At 61.9% G+C, this 15,214-nt stretch carries 16 protein-coding genes; 6 read left to right on the top strand and 10 right to left on the bottom strand.

Going from position 1 to position 15,214, the window contains the following annotated elements; genetic code table 11:
- Positions 1-27: 27 nt before the first annotated feature.
- The gene (locus G471_RS0114605) at positions 28-1,071 is read left to right on the top strand and encodes a response regulator transcription factor (protein WP_157272551.1); all 1,044 of its coding nucleotides are present in this window, start codon (positions 28-30) and stop codon (positions 1,069-1,071) included.
- 55 nt (positions 1,072-1,126) lie between these two features.
- On the opposite strand, the gene urtE is transcribed toward G471_RS0114605, so the two are convergent.
- From urtE to G471_RS0114570, 6 genes are all read right to left on the bottom strand, one after another.
- Complete coding sequence (urtE, locus tag G471_RS0114600) at positions 1,127-1,819, bottom strand: urea ABC transporter ATP-binding subunit UrtE (RefSeq protein WP_028995984.1); 693 nt, start codon at positions 1,817-1,819, stop codon at positions 1,127-1,129.
- A 2-nt stretch (positions 1,820-1,821) separates the two neighbouring features.
- Complete coding sequence (urtD, locus tag G471_RS0114595) at positions 1,822-2,652, bottom strand: urea ABC transporter ATP-binding protein UrtD (protein WP_028995983.1); 831 nt, start codon at positions 2,650-2,652, stop codon at positions 1,822-1,824.
- A complete protein-coding gene (gene urtC / locus G471_RS0114590) occupies positions 2,649-3,803 on the bottom strand; it encodes an urea ABC transporter permease subunit UrtC (protein WP_051295517.1) in 1,155 nt (384 codons plus the stop codon). The genes urtD and urtC overlap by 4 nt, the downstream gene beginning before the upstream one ends.
- 10 nt (positions 3,804-3,813) lie before the next feature.
- Positions 3,814-5,394, bottom strand: a complete 1,581-nt coding sequence (gene urtB / locus G471_RS0114585) for an urea ABC transporter permease subunit UrtB (RefSeq protein ID WP_028995981.1) — start codon at positions 5,392-5,394, stop codon at positions 3,814-3,816.
- Positions 5,395-5,503: 109 nt separating this feature from the next.
- Positions 5,504-6,463: a TerC family protein gene (locus G471_RS0114580; RefSeq protein WP_028995980.1), complete on the bottom strand. Its 960-nt coding sequence runs from the start codon at positions 6,461-6,463 to the stop codon at positions 5,504-5,506.
- Between the two features lie 328 nt (positions 6,464-6,791).
- The gene (locus G471_RS0114570; RefSeq protein ID WP_028995979.1) at positions 6,792-7,235 is read right to left on the bottom strand and encodes a hypothetical protein; all 444 of its coding nucleotides are present in this window, start codon (positions 7,233-7,235) and stop codon (positions 6,792-6,794) included.
- 254 nt (positions 7,236-7,489) lie between these two features.
- On the opposite strand from G471_RS0114570, the gene G471_RS0114565 reads away from it, so the two are divergent.
- The 3 genes from G471_RS0114565 to G471_RS0114555 all read left to right on the top strand — a co-directional run bounded on the left by G471_RS0114565 (position 7,490) and on the right by G471_RS0114555 (position 9,547).
- Positions 7,490-8,164 (top strand): alpha/beta hydrolase, encoded by a 675-nt coding sequence (locus tag G471_RS0114565; RefSeq protein WP_028995978.1) that lies wholly within the window; start codon positions 7,490-7,492, stop codon positions 8,162-8,164.
- The gene (locus tag G471_RS0114560; RefSeq protein ID WP_043421670.1) at positions 8,161-8,766 is read left to right on the top strand and encodes a 3'-5' exonuclease; all 606 of its coding nucleotides are present in this window, start codon (positions 8,161-8,163) and stop codon (positions 8,764-8,766) included. Before G471_RS0114565 ends, G471_RS0114560 begins: the two co-directional genes overlap by 4 nt.
- Before the next feature lie 139 nt (positions 8,767-8,905).
- Positions 8,906-9,547: an alpha/beta hydrolase gene (locus tag G471_RS0114555; protein ID WP_081700292.1), complete on the top strand. Its 642-nt coding sequence runs from the start codon at positions 8,906-8,908 to the stop codon at positions 9,545-9,547.
- Between the two features lie 66 nt (positions 9,548-9,613).
- Here G471_RS0114555 and urtA read toward each other — a convergent pair whose 3' ends face one another.
- The 4 genes from urtA to G471_RS0114535 form a co-directional block, all read right to left on the bottom strand.
- On the bottom strand, positions 9,614-10,876 hold the full coding sequence (gene urtA, locus G471_RS0114550) for an urea ABC transporter substrate-binding protein (protein WP_028995975.1): 1,263 nt from the start codon (positions 10,874-10,876) through the stop codon (positions 9,614-9,616).
- 132 nt (positions 10,877-11,008) lie between these two features.
- On the bottom strand, positions 11,009-11,446 hold the full coding sequence (locus G471_RS0114545; protein WP_157272550.1) for a hemerythrin domain-containing protein: 438 nt from the start codon (positions 11,444-11,446) through the stop codon (positions 11,009-11,011).
- Positions 11,447-11,529: 83 nt separating this feature from the next.
- Entirely contained in the window at positions 11,530-11,724 is a 195-nt protein-coding gene (locus G471_RS0114540) for a hypothetical protein (RefSeq protein ID WP_028995973.1), read from the bottom strand.
- A gap of 82 nt (positions 11,725-11,806) precedes the next feature.
- Entirely contained in the window at positions 11,807-12,322 is a 516-nt protein-coding gene (locus tag G471_RS0114535; protein WP_028995972.1) for a phasin family protein, read from the bottom strand.
- A gap of 156 nt (positions 12,323-12,478) precedes the next feature.
- Here G471_RS0114535 and G471_RS0114530 point away from each other — a divergent pair, with 156 nt between their 5' ends.
- Positions 12,479-13,015: a putative pterin-binding protein gene (locus G471_RS0114530; RefSeq protein WP_157272549.1), complete on the top strand. Its 537-nt coding sequence runs from the start codon at positions 12,479-12,481 to the stop codon at positions 13,013-13,015.
- Positions 13,012-15,213: a PAS domain-containing hybrid sensor histidine kinase/response regulator gene (locus tag G471_RS18480; protein ID WP_051295515.1), complete on the top strand. Its 2,202-nt coding sequence runs from the start codon at positions 13,012-13,014 to the stop codon at positions 15,211-15,213. The genes G471_RS0114530 and G471_RS18480 overlap by 4 nt, the downstream gene beginning before the upstream one ends.
- Position 15,214: the final 1 nt, after the last annotated feature.

Raw genomic sequence — 15,214 nt, 5'->3', positions numbered from 1 at the left:
CCGGCTAATAATAGGGGGGCGAGCAACTTGACGGAAAAATGCCAGAATGCCATGCCAGAAGGGCACGGCACCCTGCTTTGCCTGGAATCGTCCGCTGCCCGGCAAGCGCTCCTGCGTCGTATTGCCGAAGTTCACGGGCTTCGTTTCCAGGGTTGCCGGAACGAATGCGAAATAAGCGCCGCACTCAACCGCGGGCAGAAATTCTCGGTCATGGTCATCGCTCATTCGACCGCTCAGGGAGATAGCCTGCAGGTGGTCGAAGCCGTGCGCTTGTCGCCATTGCACGCGACCTTGCCGATTGCCTTCCTGATCGGCGGGCGTGAGCTTTCGCTGGCCCGCAGCGCAATGAGCGCTGGGGTCACGGAAGTATTCCTGCGTGAGGAGCATGAAGCCCTGGTGAGTTTTGTCGGCGAATGTGCGGCCGCTACCAGCGATGTGAATTACGGGGGCAAGGTTCTACTGCTCGAGGATTCCGAATCGCATGCCAGCTATGTCCGGCACTTGTGCGAAGCACTGGGCATGAGGGTCGATGTCGCAGCGGATCTTGCTTCGGCAGAAAGACGCTACCGCGAAAATTCCTACCAGTTGATCATCGTCGATGTGGTCTTGAAGGACACGAAATCGGGAATCAGCTTTGTGCGTGACATCCGCCAGAACCACGAATCCAGGCTGCCGATTCTGGTGATGTCCAGTTTCGACGATGTCCCGCGTCGGATCATGGCGATGAAAAGCGGTGCCGATGACTTCATCAGCAAGCCGTTCACGCCTGAAGAGTTTGTCTGGCGGGCCAGAAAGATCATGGAGCGGCAGGCCAGCTATGACGTGGCACGGCAGATCGACAAGCAGGGTCGGGCAGCGGCGGAGGACGTGCTGTTGTCCCAGCTTTCCCGCCGGGAGACAGAAATTTTCCAGATGATCATTGCCGGCAAGGGCGATCGCGCCATTGCCAGCGATCTCGGTATCTCTTTCTGGACAGTCCGCGGACACATTCAGCAAATATTCAATAAGACCGGCGCCATTAACCGACGGGAGTTGATGTCCCGCTTCATCAGGGCGTCCGGCAGGCACTGAAGCTTGCCGTTTCCGCCAGAATGACGGGCGGTGGGGCTGACCGCCGCCATGCCCGTCACACCGCCAGCGCTTCCCGCACCCCATCCTGCGGCATGGTCTCGCCGCGACCGCGCATGATGAATTCGCCGCGTTCCATCAGCAGGTACTGGTCGGCCAGGGATTCGGCGAAGTCGTAGTACTGCTCGACCAGCAGGATGGCCATTTCGCCGGTTTCGGCGAGCATGCGGATGGCGCGTTCGATGTCCTTGATGATCGACGGCTGGATGCCCTCGGTCGGTTCGTCGAGGATCAGCAGCGACGGGCCCATGGCCAGCGCGCGGCCGATGGCCAGTTGCTGCTGCTGGCCGCCGGAGAGGTCGCCGCCGCGGCGGTGCATCATCTGCTTCAGTACCGGGAACATGTCGAAGATGCGCTGCGGGATCTTGGTGCTGCCGGGCTTGGTCGCCAGGCCCATCAGCAGGTTTTCCTCGACCGTCAGCCGCGGGAATATCTCGCGGCCCTGCGGCACGTAGCCGATGCCGGCCTTGACGCGCTCGTGCGGCGGCAGCGCGGTGATGTCGCGGTCGGCCAGGGTGATGCTGCCGGATTTCGGTTTGACCAGGCCCATCAGCGTTTTCAGCAGGGTGGTCTTGCCGACGCCGTTGCGGCCGAGCAGGGTGGTGACTTCGCCCTTCTGCAGTTCGAAACTGAGGCCGCGCAGAATGTGCGAGCCGCCGTAGGCCTGGTGGAGGTTGTCGATTTTGAGCATGGTTAGCGTCCCAGATAGACTTCGATGACCCGTTGGTCGTTCTGCACCGTGGCCAGGTCGCCTTCGGCCAGCACCGAGCCTTCGTGCAGCACGGTGACCTTGCCGCCGAGTTTTTCGACAAAGGCCATGTCGTGTTCAACAACGACCAGCGAATGCTTGCCGGCCAGCGAGACGAAGAGTTCGGCGGTGCGCATGGTCTCGTCGTCGGTCATGCCGGCGACCGGTTCGTCGAGCAGCAGCAGCTTCGGTTCCTGCATCAGCAGCATGCCGATTTCCAGCCATTGCTTCTGCCCGTGCGAGAGCAGGCCGGCCGGGCGGTCGGCTTCGCCGTCGAGGCGGATCAGTTTCAGCGTGTCGGCGATGCGGTCGCGGTCGTCGCCGCTCAGCCAGGCCATCAGGCTCTTCCACACGCGCTTGTCGGTCTTCATCGCCAGTTCGAGATTCTCGAAAGCGGTGTGCTGTTCGAAGATGGTCGGTTTCTGGAACTTGCGGCCGATGCCGACGTGGGCGATTTCCGGTTCGGTCAGCCGGGTCAGGTCGATGGTCTGGCCGAAGAAGGCCTTGCCCGAATCGGGCCGGGTCTTGCCTGTGATCACGTCCATCATCGTCGTCTTGCCGGCGCCGTTGGGGCCGATGATGCAGCGCAATTCGCCGGCGTCGATGGCCAGGCTGAGCTTGTTCAGGGCGCGGAAGCCGTCGAAGCTGACGGTGATGTCTTCGAGGTAGAGCGCGACGCCGTGCGACAGGTCGAGCTCGCCGGTGACGACGTGGCCGAGCTGGGTGGCGCTGTCGCCACCGTCCGGTTGATCGATGAGGGCTGCTTGGGCGTTCATGCCTGGGCTCCTTGTTTCTTGCTCATGATTTTCTTCCACAGGCCGACCAAGCCCTGCGGCAGCAGCAGGGTGACGACGATGAACAGCAGGCCGAGGAAGAACAGCCAGTATTCCGGGAAGGAGACGGTGAACCAGCTCTTGGCCAGATTGACCGTGAAGGCGCCGATGACCGGGCCGATCAGCGTGCCACGCCCGCCGACGGCGACCCAGATGGCGATCTCGATCGAGTTGGCGGCGCTCATTTCCGACGGGTTGATGATGCCGACCTGGGGTACGTAGAGCGCGCCGGCAATGCCGCACAGCACGGCCGAGATGACCCAGATGCTCAGCTTGTACCAGAGCGGGTTGTAGCCGATGAACATGACCCGGCTTTCGGCGTCGCGGATGGCGGTGAGCACGCGGCCGAACTTCGATTTGACCAGCCAGGCGGAAAAAACCAGTGTTGCGGCGAGCGCGATGGCGGTCAGGCCGAACAGCACCAGCCGGGTCTCCGGCGCGGTGATCGAATAGCCGAGGATGCGCTTGAAGTCGGTGAAGCCGTTGTTGCCGCCGAAACCGGTTTCGTTGCGGAAGAACAGCAACATCGCGGCGTAGGTCAGCGCCTGGGTGATGATCGAGAAATAGACGCCCTTGATCCGCGAGCGGAAGGCGAAGTAGCCGAAGACGAAGGCGACGATGGCCGGTACCGCGAGGACCAGGAAGGCGGCCCAGCCGAAGCTGTCGCTGCCGAGCCAGAACCAGGGTAGTTCCTTCCAGTCGAGGAATACCATGAAGTCGGGCAGGTCGGCGCCGTAGCTGCCGTCGCGGCCGATCTGGCGCATCAGGTACATGCCGAAGGCGTAGCCGCCGAGCGCGAAAAAGAGGCCGTGGCCGAGCGAGAGGATGCCGCCGTAGCCCCAGATCAGGTCCATGGCGACGGCGACCAGCGCGTAGCACATGATCTTGCCGATCAAGGTGATCGCGTAGGTCGATACGTGGAAAGCATTTTCCGGCGGCAGCGCCAGGTGCAGCACCGGGACGACGACCAGCGCTAGGGCGAGGAAGACGCCAAGGGCGATCCAGGCCTTGCGGTCGAGTGCGGCGAAGACGCGTAGCGTCAGCGGCACGCGGCCGGAAGCGGGGAGCGGGAGGGCGGAAGTTATGGCAGACATGGGTCGCTCCTTACTGGTCGGCAAAGCGGCCCTTCAAGGCAAAGATGCCCTGCGGACGCTTCTGGATGAAGATGATGATGGCGACGAGGATGGCGATCTTGGCGATCACCGCGCCGGCCCAGCCTTCGAGCAGCTTGGAGAAGATGCCCAGGCCCAGCGCTGCCCAGACCGCACCAGCCAGTTGGCCGACGCCGCCGACGACGACGACCATGAAGGAATCGACGATGTAGCCCTGACCCATGTCCGGGCCGACGTTGGAAATCTGGGAGAGCGCCACGCCGCCGAGACCGGCGATGCCGGCGCCGAGCGCGAAGGCCATGGTGTCGATGCGCGAGGTCGGCACGCCGACGCAGCCTGCCATCGGACGGTTCTGCGTGACGGCGCGGACGAACATGCCGAGCCGCGTCTTGTTCATCAGCACCCAGACCAGGAACAGCACGAACAGCGCGAAGCCGATGATGATCACGCGGTTCCACGGCAGGATGAGGTTGGGCAGGAGTTCGACGCCGCCGGACATCCAGCTCGGGTTAGCGACCTCGACATTCTGCGCGCCGAAGATCACGCGTGCCGCCTGGATCAGGATCAGCGACAGGCCCCAGGTGGCGAGCAGGGTTTCCAGTGTGCGCCCGTAGAGCCAGCGGATCACCGTCCGCTCCATCAGCACGCCGACTGCGGCGGCGGTGAAGAAGGCGACCGGGATGGCGGCCGGCAGATACCAGTCGATCAATTCGGGGAAGTGGCTGCGGAACAGGCTCTGCATCACATAGGCGGTGTAGGCGCCGACCATCAGCAGTTCGCCGTGGGCCATGTTGATGATACCCATGACGCCGTAAGTGATGGCCAGGCCGAGCGCGGCCAGCAGCAGGATGGAGCCGAGCGACAGGCCGGAGAAAACGGCGGCCAGCGTGTCGCCCCAGGCCAGGCTGCGTTCGATGGTCTTGAGCGCCTGGATGGCCGCTTCGCGTACCAACTTGTCGGCCTCGTTGGCCGGGTCGGTCAGCGGCAGCAGCAGGCTGCGCACCGCCGGCGTCTGTACTTCAGCCAGCGCGGCCACGGCAGCCAGACGGACGGCCGGGTCGGCATCCTGCAGGGTGGCCTTGGCGTAGGCGGTGGTCAGCAGTTCGAGGATATGCGGGTCGCTCTCGCTGGCTTTGGCCTTGGCCAGCACCGGTGCCAATTCGGCACCGACATTGCTCTGCAGTTCGCGGGCAGCGTTCAGGCGCACGGCGCGATCCTCGTCGAACAGCTTGAGCGCGGCCAGGGCGTTGGCCAGTTCGCCGCGCAGGCGGTTGTTGACCGTGATCGTGTCGGCGCCCTCGGGCAGTTCGACGGTTTCTCCGCTGAAGGCGTCGAGCGTGTTCTCGCCGTCGAAGACGAAGAGTTTGTCGTCGAGCACGTACAGGCTGTCGTCAGCCATGGCTTGCAGGATACCGGCCGTGCCAGGTTCAGCCGCAGCGGCCAGTTGCTGGATGGCGGCGATCTTGTCGCTGTTGTCGTCGGCGGCCAGTTGCCGGACCAGGGCCGGGTCGGGGCCTGCCCAGGCGCACAGGGCGCCGGTCAGCAGTAACAGGGTGGTGAGTAGTTTTTTCATGGGGTTCCATCCGCAATTTGTGCAGTGCAGCGACAGATTACGGAGCGGACCCCCGGCGGGGAATACGATGAATTGCGTAGGGCCGGCGGTGGACGGCCGGCCCGGTCGGTCAGCGCTTGCGGGTCTGGCGCAGCGAGAGGATCACCGAGGTGCCGATGATCGCGGCAACGACGCCGAGCGAGAACAAGACGGGGATCTTGTAGATGTCGATCAGCAGCATCTTGGTGCCGATGAAGATGAGCACCATCGACAGGCCGTATTTCAGCAGCGCGAAGCGGTCGGCCATCTCGGCGAGCAGGAAGTACATCGCGCGCAGGCCGAGGATGGCGAAGATGTTCGAAGTCAGTACGATGAACGGGTCGGTGGTGATCGCAAAGATCGCCGGAATCGAATCCACTGCGAAAATGATGTCGGAGAATTCAACCAGGACCAGCACCAGGAACAGGGGGGTGACGTAGCGCACCAGTTTGCCGCCTTCCTCGCGGTAAACCACGAAGCGCTCACCTTCGAGCTGATTGGTGACCTTCATGTGGCCGCGAATCCACCGCAGGATGGGATTGGTTTCGAGATCGGGTTCCTGGTCGGCGAACCACCACATCTTGATTCCGGTGACCAGCAGGAAGGCGCCAAATACATAAAGCAACCAATGGAACTGCGCCACCAGCCAGACGCCGGCGAAGATCATCCCGGTACGCAGGACGATGGCGCCCAGTACGCCATAGATCAGCACCCGTTTCTGCAACTCCATGGGAATGGCGAAGAAATTGAACAGCATCAGCCAGACGAACAGGTTGTCCACGGCCAGTGATTTCTCGATCAGGTAGCCGGTGACGAATTCCAGCGCCTTCTGGTTGGCCATCGCACGGCCGGCGGTCTGGTCGAGATAGGCCCACAAGCCCAGGGCAAAGAGCATCGAGACGCTGATCCAGATCAGCGTCCAGGTGCCAGCTTCGCGTACCGAGACGCGGTGCTGTTTGCCGCCGCCAACGACGAACAGGTCGATGGCCAGCATCGTCAGCACGATGCTGAAAAACGTGGCCCACAGCCCCCAGCTACCGATAGTTTCCAAAATTTTTCCCGGCGATGTGCGATGGCCGGGTGGCCACCGAAAATGCCGCCGAGAATAGGCGGTGGGTCAGTACCGGTCAATGTGCAGGCACTCGGAAAAGCCGAGGGATGATTCCGCTAAAACCGCAACCGCCAAGCCACTCCCGGCGCCGGTCAGCAGTAACAGGGTGGTGAGTAGTTTTTTCATGGGGTTCCATCCGCAATTTGTGCAGTGCAGCGACAGATTAAGGAGCGGACCCCCGGCGGGGAATACGATGAATTGCGTAGGACTGAGCGGTAAACAAAAAAAGCCCGGCAGATGCCGGGCAAACTTACGCGAACTGATGTATTTAGTTCAGATAGATGCCACCATGGCGGGCCGCATAGAACAGGAAATCGTCGATGCACTTCTGCAGCGCTTCTTCGAAGATGCTGTCCTGCCAGTTGTCACGTCCGTAGGTGATGCCAAGCGAATTGACGTAGTTTTGACCGTTTTCGTTGGTGTAGTGGGCGGTGATCTCGATCCGCCGGTCGGACAGGTGGCCATCGAGGGTCAGGCCGCAATGGCCGCCATCACGATAGTGCAGGGTGAAGGAAATGCTGACCGGGGAAGCCTTGATCTCGGCAATGATCTTGCGCTCCGCGAGCCTGGCCTGATACGACGCGACAACCGGTTGCAAGCGGGCAACGACCATTTCCAGAAAAGCCTGATTTTCAGCCGGTACGTCCACGGCGCTGACGTTTACACGGGAAATCTTGGCATCGATGCTGCTGAAGAACTCTTCGCGATTCACTGCATACCTCCCTGATGTGTTGAAAAACATCGTGACCACGACGACCGCGCACGCTGGCTTGGGACATCGCAGTGCTATCTGGTTTGGGGAGGGGTGTTTTTGTTTTAGGAAGCCTCGCGATTATGCCACCGTCAGCCTGAGCGGGTGAGGTTTTTTCGCTTCGAAATAGGGTCTTGGGGGCAATTTGCAGTGCTGTCGCTATACTGCGCCTGAGCGTCGTTTGCCGCCGAGTCCATTTGCCGTCAGGAGTTGCCATGCAGGATTGTTTGCCCGCCATCGAAATCGAACACGGCAGCGTACCGCCCAGTTTCAGCGTCATCTGGCTGCACGGCCTGGGGGCCGACGGTTCGGATTTCGTGCCGGTGGTCCCCGAGTTGGGCCTGCCCGACGATGTCGGCGTCCGCTTCATTTTTCCGCACGCACCGGAAATCCCGGTGACCTGCAACGGCGGCTGGGTGATGCCGGCCTGGTACGACATCTTGTCGTTGTCGCCGAACGAAAGGCGGATCGACGAAGCCGGCCTGCTCGCTTCCCGCGAGGCGCTGCGTTGTCTGATTGCCCGGGAAAACGAGCGCGGCATTGCCTGTTCGCGGATTTTCGTCGCCGGTTTCTCGCAGGGCGGGGCGGTCGCCTACCTGGGCGCGCTGACCCACCCGCAGGCGCTCGGCGGCGTGATTGCGCTATCGACCTACATTCCATCGGCGTCCTTGCTGGCGCGCGAGGCGGCACCGGCCAACCGGCTGATCCCGGTATTTGCCGCCCACGGCAGCGACGACGACGTGGTCGCGCCCGTTCTCGGCAAACAGGCGCGCGACCTGCTGCTGGGCGAAGGCTATGCCGTCGACTGGCATGAATACCCGATGCAGCACAGTGTCTGCATCGAAGAAATTGCCGATATCGGCCGCTGGTTGCAGGCGCGCCTGGCATGAGCGCGGTGGAAGTCAGTCGCACCGATTTGACCGACGATCTGCCGCTGTATCCCGGGCTCGATCTGGACCGGATCACCCTGGTTGAAGGCGGGGCGGCACTGGCCGCAGCGGGCGGCGCCTTGCGGGCGGCGGAGGTGATCGGTTTCGACAGCGAATCCAAACCGACCTTCCGCAAGGGCGAGGAATCGACCGGGCCGCACCTGATCCAGCTCGCCACCGACGATCATGCCTGGTTGTTCCAGGTGGCCAATGCCGAGGTTCATCCCTTGCTGCGCGAGATACTCGAGTCGCCGACGCTGCTCAAGGTCGGCTTCGGCCTGGGCAACGACCGCAGCGCGCTCAAGCGCCGTCTCGACATCGTGCCGCGCAACCTGCTTGATCTCGGCGAGAAACTGCGCGGTCCCGGTCATCGCGGCACCGTCGGCGCCAAGGTCGCGGTCGCGCACTTCTTCGGCCAGCGATTCCAGAAATCGAAAAAGACCGGTACCAGCAACTGGGCCACCCGCCGTCTCGACGAACGGCAACTGCGCTATGCCGCCAACGACGCCCATGTTGCCTTGCGCCTTTATCAGGCGTGGCGTGCCGCGCACCCCGACGCCTGAATTCGATCTGACTGGGGTAATTGCTGGCTGTGGTATTTCTTGCGATTGGCTATGATGCTGCTGGCAAGTCCGGGATGCGTCGTTGCTTCCCGGGTGGGCCAATGCAGTCTTTCAATGATCGTTCTAGGGAGTGAAAATAATGTTCAGGAAATGGATGGCGGTAATGGGGTGTGTGCTCTCTTTCGGTGCTGCTTCGTTGCAGGCCCAGGAAGAATCGGTGATCAAGCATGGTGAGATGAATGTCTCGGTGATGACCATGGGGGCGGGCGAGCATGTCGTCATCGCGCTGCATGGCGGTGGCGGAACTGACCGCCGCTTCTTCTTCAGTGGTAACGGCGGCGAAATGGGGCAGGCGCTGGCGGCTGCCGGGTTCCGCGTGATTGCACCGAGCTGGGCCGGGCAGGCTGGCGCCGGTTTCAATGAGGTTGCTGCCTTGGTCGCGCATGCCAGGGAAACCGGTGCGACGAAGATTTCCCTGATGGGCCATAGCCGTGGTGGCGAACTGGCTGCCAACTATGCACGCAGTCAGGATGACGGGGTCTTCAATACGGTAATCCAGTTCGCTTCGGTGGATGATCGCGGATTGCCGATGACTCAGACCAAGAAACTGTTTGCCTACAACAAGAATGATCGTTGGGCCGCATGGCAGCCAAAGGCCTTCACCCAATCTGCCGAGCCCAAGGTCCAGATTGAACTGGGCGGGCGTGGCCATCCTGTTTCCGACCTGATCAAGGAGAAGGCTGATCTGGTTGAGGACGTGGTCGGTCTGCTCAAGCAGTAAGCTTTCCGGAACGCCAAAAACAAACGGGGGCTGAGGCCCCCGTTTTGCTGTGACTGAAGTACCGGTTTACTTGCCTTCCGGAACATCCTTCTTCTTGTCGTTGCCTTCGATGAACGGGCTCCACGGCTGGGCACGGACCGGACCCTTGGTCTTCCAGACGACGTTGAACTGACCGTCAGCCTTCACTTCGCCGATGAACACCGGCTTGTGCAGGTGGTGGTTCTTCTCGTCCATCTTGACGGTGAAGCCGGACGGCGCCTTGAAGGTCTGGCCGGCCATGGCGGCGATGACCTTGTCGGTGTCGGTGGACTTGGCCTTTTCAACGGCCTGGGCCCACATGTGGATGCCGATGTAGGTGGCTTCCATCGGGTCGTTGGTGACCACAGTTTTGGCGTTCGGCAGCTTCTGCTTGGCGGCCCAGTCCTTGTACATCTTGATGAACTTGGTGTTTCCCGGGTTCTTCAGCGACTGGAAGTAGTTCCAGGCGGCCAGGTGGCCGACCAGCGGCTTGGTATCGACGCCGCGCAGTTCTTCTTCGCCGACCGAGAAGGCGACGACCGGGACGTCGGTGGCCTTCAGGCCGGCATTGCCGAGTTCTTTGTAGAAAGGCACGTTGGAGTCACCGTTGATGGTCGACACGACGGCGGTCTTCTTGCCTTGCGAGGAGAACTGCTTGATCTTGGCGATGATGGTCTGGTAATCGCTGTGGCCGAACGGGGTGTACTCTTCCATGATGTCGGCGTCGGCGACACCCTTGGACTTCAGGAAGGCACGCAGGATCTTGTTGGTGGTGCGCGGATAGACGTAGTCGGTGCCGAGCAGGACGAAGCGCTTGGCTGAACCACCGTCCTTGGACATCAGGTATTCGACGGCCGGGATGGCCTGCTGGTTGGGGGCGGCGCCGGTGTAGAAAACGTTCTTCTCGAGTTCTTCACCTTCGTACTGGACCGGGTAGAAAAGCAGGCCGTTGAGTTCCTTGTAAACCGGCAGGACCGACTTGCGCGAGACCGAGGTCCAGCAGCCGAAGGTGACCGCGACCTTGTCCTGGGTCAGCAGCTGGCGGGCTTTTTCGGCGAACAGCGGCCAGTTGGAGGCCGGGTCGACGACCACCGGCTCGAGCTTCTTGCCGAGGACGCCGCCCTTCTTGTTGATTTCCTCGATGGTCATCAGCGCGGTTTCCTTCAGCGCTGTTTCGGAAATCGCCATGGTGCCGGACAGCGAGTGCAGGATGCCGACCTTGATCGTGTCGGCGGCGTGTGCGGCCATGCCGATCGACGACAGGGCGGCGGCGAGGACGGTGGCCTTGATGAAGCTGCGACGAGTGCTCATGAAAACTCCTTGATCTGAATTGACTGACGTTTCGGAAAAACTGTTTGCTGCGGTGCAACGTCAGATTAAGGAGGGCGAGCTTCTGGACAAATACGTCAGATTGCGTAGGTTTGCGTATTCGGTGAAGCGGGCTCAGCTCGGGTTGCTCAGATAGGCTTCCAGATGCTGGTCGAATTCCCGGAAATGCGCTTGCAGGGTATGCAGGACTTCGTCGATTCCCTGGATCGCCAGTACGCAGTTGCCATCCGCCGAGAAGATCAGGCGGATTGCCTGCAATTGTGTGGCAATGCCCTGGTGGGCCTGGTTGTGCGCAACGCGGTGTGCCTTGGGCACGTTGTCGGCCATGTATACCGATTCGACGGCGTTGTGTTTGAGCGTGGCTTCGACGAAGGTCCGGACCAGTTGCTCGATGTTGCTGTGGCAGGACTCACGGTGACCGGACGGGCAGTCGCGGCAATTGTCGATGCCGTCGTCACGGTCGCAGACGGACTTGATGCGCTGGATCAGGTCAAGCAGATAAGCGTGGTCGCGGTGCATACGATCCACGGCATCGTTACAGATCAAGTGCATACACGCCTCCAGGGGAGTGACTGTGGTGTTCCTGTCGAGCGTATTGAGTATAGAGGGTTTTACGGGAAAAAATGCTGACGGTGTCAGCCTTGCGATTTTTCCAGGGCTTCCAGCAATCGCAATGCCCGTTCGCGATTCTTGGCGATGGCGGCAGCGCGTTCATCTACCTTGGCGGCGTCGGCGAGCGATGCCTGCAGCAGTGCCTGGTGCGGCGTCAGGCCGCCCAGTGCTGCGTGCAGCATGCTGTCGATTTCTGCGTCGGTTTTCTCTTCCGGCATGGGGTCTCCGTGGGTCTTGCGGCGATACGAATGAAAAGGCCCCGCGGGTCGCGCGGGGCCTCTCGTCATGCAAGCCCGGGAATTACTTGCCTTGCTTCATCGCTGCAGCGATGTTCTTCTGGGCGGCATCGGAGAATTGCTTGGCCATGGTGTTCATGTTGCCGAAAGCCGAGTTGGCAGCGGCGATGGCGCTCTGCACGGCGGCAACGGCACCTTCGGAACCGGCCGGGGCGGACTTGGCAGCCAGGTCGACCATGTTGGCGATCGACTTCTGGAATTCGCTGAACTGGGCTTCAACCATCTTGGCCAGTTCCTGTTGGGTCTGGCTGGAGATTTCGTAGACCGAGCGCGAGTAGGCAACAGCCTTCTCGACGGCCGGCTGGGCCAGGGCCTTCTGGGCGGCCAGGGCGGCTTGCGGGTCCTTGGCTTCGAGCACGGTCTTGACGCCGGAAGCGGTGTCTTCCAGGGCGGCGCGGGCGGTGTTCAGGTTGAGGGCGGCGATGCGCTCTGCGGAGGCCAGTGCCGTGTTGGCGACGGACAGCAGGGAATCAACGGTAGCCTTGTTGGCGGCGGCAAATTGCTCGGTATTGATGGACATTGCTGTCTCCTTGAATGAGTCATGAAAGTGTTCGCTGCGCAGTATAACGGAAGAATATTGTGCACTGCAACATAATTTGTTCGACCCGGTGTTCGCTGCCCGATCGGGTAAAATCAGGCTCTACCGTTTATCTTTGTTTTTCCAGAGATGCTGTCGATGAAAATGCGTGTGTGCCTGAAGCCGTTGCTCCTCTCCGTTGTTCTGGTTTGTGGCCCGGCTGCCGCATTTGCCGAAACGCCGGGGGCGCCCAGGGCGGTGACGCTGACCATCAGCAAGGCGACGGCGCCGGTGCTGACCTTGCATGGTGCCAGCGGCAAGGTGCAGCTGAGTCTGGCCGAGCTGGAAAGCCTGGGCATGCACGAGGTAAGGACGACGACCTTCTGGCCCGAGGACGACGGCAGTTATGCCGGCCCCCTGCTGCGCGATGTATTGCAACGTGCCGGTCTGGACAAAGCGGATGAGATCCGGGTGCGCGCCAAGGACGGCTTTTCCCAGGTGATCCCCCGCCAGGACTGGGAGCGCTGGCCGGTCCTGCTGGCGACCCGCCATGACGGGCAGCCGATGCGTCCGCGAAACAAGGGGCCGTTGCGCATCATCTATCCGCGCGACATGTCGCCGGAATTGGCCGACTCGGTCTATCGCCTGCGCTGGGTGTGGCTGGTGGACAGCATCGAAGCAAAGGCCGGACGATGACCCGCGCCTGGCTGCGCGGCGTTTTCCTGCCGGCAGCATTGATCGCCTTGCTGACGGGTGGCCTGGTCGTCTACCTGACGCACAGTACCAGTCAGATCAAGGCAGCCTTGCCGATTTCATCGCTGCACAAGGAGCGGGATTTCTCGGTCCTGCTCTACGATTTCCTGCGTCTCGAGCATGCGCTGGTGCGCTACGCCGACAGACCCGACGCCGATACCCGCGAGCAGTTCGGTTTCGCGCTTGATCTGCTGGTCCTGCGTCTGCAGGACAACCGTTCCCTGTACGCCGGCAGCGATCCGCGCATCGATGCGCTGTACGCCGATGCCGATGCCCTGGTCGCCACCCTCGATTCCTGGCAGGAGGATTCGTCCGAGCCGTCGGCGAGCGTGCGCCAAGCTGCAGTGCTGCAGGCAGCCCAACTGCATGCCGCGCTGAAGTTGTTGAACGACGACATATTCCAGGCATCGATGGCGCAGGCCTCGGTGCAACGCAACCATATTGCCGCACTGCGCCAATCGGTCAGCGTGCAGATCCTGTTCGCCGGTCTGGGCGCCTTGCTGTTGCTGTGGCTGCTGATCCAGAACCGGCGCGCGCTCGATGCCATGAAACGCAGCGAGGAAACCCTGCGGGCGATTGTCGACAACACGCCGTTCGAATTCTGGGCGCGCGATCGCGACGGTCGCTGCATCATGGAGAACCGTGCGCTGGTCCAGCACTGGGGCAGCCTGCTCGGTAGCCGCCCCGAAGACAAGGCGAGCTCCCCGGAGGTGCTGGCGGTGTGGCTGGATAACAACCGTCGGGCGATGGCCGGTGAACTGGTCGATGCCGAGGTCGAATACCTGCACGCTGGCGAGCAGCGCTTCTACCAGAACATCATTGCGCCGATCCGCTTGGATGGTCAGGTGACCGGCATCGTCGGTCTGAATCTGGATATCACCGAGCGCAAGCGGGCGGCGATGGAGCTGGAACGCTATAAACTGCATCTGGAAGAACGTATCAGTGAACGCACCCGCGAGTTGCTCACCGCCAAGCAGGCGGCCGAGGCGGCAAGCGTTGCCAAGAGTGCTTTCCTGGCCAACATGAGCCATGAAATCCGCACCCCGCTCAACGCCATCACCGGGATGACCCACCTGTTGCGCCGCGCGGGCGTCAGTCCCGAGCAATCCGGGCGTCTGGACAAGATCGAAATGGCCAGCCGGCATCTGCTGGAAATCATCAATGCCGTCCTCGATCTGTCCAAGATCGAAGCCGGCAAGCTCTGGCTCGACCGGGCCGAATTGCATGTTGCCGGCCTGGTCAACGAGGTCATCGGCATGATCCAGGGTAGTGCGGCAGCCAAGCGGCTGCGGCTGCACGCCGACATCGCCATGCCGGACATCTGTCTGCTCGGCGATGCCACCCGCCTGCGCCAGGCCTTGCTCAACTACGTCGGCAATGCGATCAAGTTTACCGATCACGGCGAGGTGGCCGTTCGGGTCAGCCTGCTTGAGGAAAGTGCGGTCGACACCCTGTTGCGTTTCGAGGTGTCCGATACCGGGATAGGGATCGAGCCGGCGGCGGTGGCCCGCCTGTTTTCAGTATTCGAGCAGGCCGACAATTCGACCACCCGGCAGTATGGCGGAACCGGTCTCGGGCTGGCGCTGACCAAGCGCCTGGCCCAGTTGATGGGGGGCGATGTCGGTGTTCGCAGTCAGCCCGGACAGGGGAGTGTTTTCTGGTTTACCGCCCGTCTGGAAAAGGCCGCTGGCAGACCGGTCGTGAATGGCCTGAATGCCGTGCCGGAGGAAGCCTTGCTGCTTGATCGCCACGCCGGCAAGCGTGTGCTGGTGGTCGATGACGAAGCGATCAATCGCGAAGTGATCCAGGGCTTGCTGCACGATGTCGGCCTGATCGTCGATGGCGTCGAAGACGGCGACCGGGCGGTTCGTCTGATTGCACGCCAGGCTTACGACCTGATCCTGATGGACATGCAGATGCCGGTCATGGACGGTCTTGAGGCGACCCGCGTGATTCGCGGCCTGCCCGGCCGTGAATCCCTGCCCATCGTGGCCATGACCGCCAACGCCTTTACCGAGGACCGGGAGCGTTGTCTGGCCGCCGGCATGAACGACTTCATTGCCAAACCGGTGGTGCCGGAGGTCTTGTTCGGGACCCTCCTGAAACGCCTGGATGGCGGTTCGCCGGGAAAAAGCCGTTGAA

The sequence above is a fragment of the Azonexus hydrophilus DSM 23864 genome, from assembly GCF_000429605.1.
Taxonomy (GTDB): domain Bacteria; phylum Pseudomonadota; class Gammaproteobacteria; order Burkholderiales; family Rhodocyclaceae; genus Azonexus; species Azonexus hydrophilus.
This window is presented reverse-complemented; position numbering and strand designations above follow the sequence as displayed.

What these genes read in the sequence shown, in the direction of transcription:
- urtD (WP_028995983.1), bottom strand. Translation starts at nt 2,652, where the DNA reads ATGAACGCCCAAGCAGCCCTCATCGATCAACCGGACGGTGGCGACAGC.
- G471_RS0114540 (WP_028995973.1), bottom strand. Translation starts at nt 11,724, where the DNA reads ATGCCGGAAGAGAAAACCGACGCAGAAATCGACAGCATGCTGCACGCA.
- G471_RS18480 (WP_051295515.1), top strand. Translation starts at nt 13,012, where the DNA reads ATGACCCGCGCCTGGCTGCGCGGCGTTTTCCTGCCGGCAGCATTGATC.
- G471_RS0114530 (WP_157272549.1), top strand. Translation starts at nt 12,479, where the DNA reads ATGAAAATGCGTGTGTGCCTGAAGCCGTTGCTCCTCTCCGTTGTTCTG.
- urtB (WP_028995981.1), bottom strand. Translation starts at nt 5,394, where the DNA reads ATGAAAAAACTACTCACCACCCTGTTACTGCTGACCGGCGCCCTGTGC.
- G471_RS0114555 (WP_081700292.1), top strand. Translation starts at nt 8,906, where the DNA reads ATGTTCAGGAAATGGATGGCGGTAATGGGGTGTGTGCTCTCTTTCGGT.
- urtE (WP_028995984.1), bottom strand. Translation starts at nt 1,819, where the DNA reads ATGCTCAAAATCGACAACCTCCACCAGGCCTACGGCGGCTCGCACATT.
- G471_RS0114535 (WP_028995972.1), bottom strand. Translation starts at nt 12,322, where the DNA reads ATGTCCATCAATACCGAGCAATTTGCCGCCGCCAACAAGGCTACCGTT.
- urtA (WP_028995975.1), bottom strand. Translation starts at nt 10,876, where the DNA reads ATGAGCACTCGTCGCAGCTTCATCAAGGCCACCGTCCTCGCCGCCGCC.
- G471_RS0114545 (WP_157272550.1), bottom strand. Translation starts at nt 11,446, where the DNA reads ATGCACTTGATCTGTAACGATGCCGTGGATCGTATGCACCGCGACCAC.
- G471_RS0114565 (WP_028995978.1), top strand. Translation starts at nt 7,490, where the DNA reads ATGCAGGATTGTTTGCCCGCCATCGAAATCGAACACGGCAGCGTACCG.
- urtC (WP_051295517.1), bottom strand. Translation starts at nt 3,803, where the DNA reads ATGTCTGCCATAACTTCCGCCCTCCCGCTCCCCGCTTCCGGCCGCGTG.
- G471_RS0114560 (WP_043421670.1), top strand. Translation starts at nt 8,161, where the DNA reads ATGAGCGCGGTGGAAGTCAGTCGCACCGATTTGACCGACGATCTGCCG.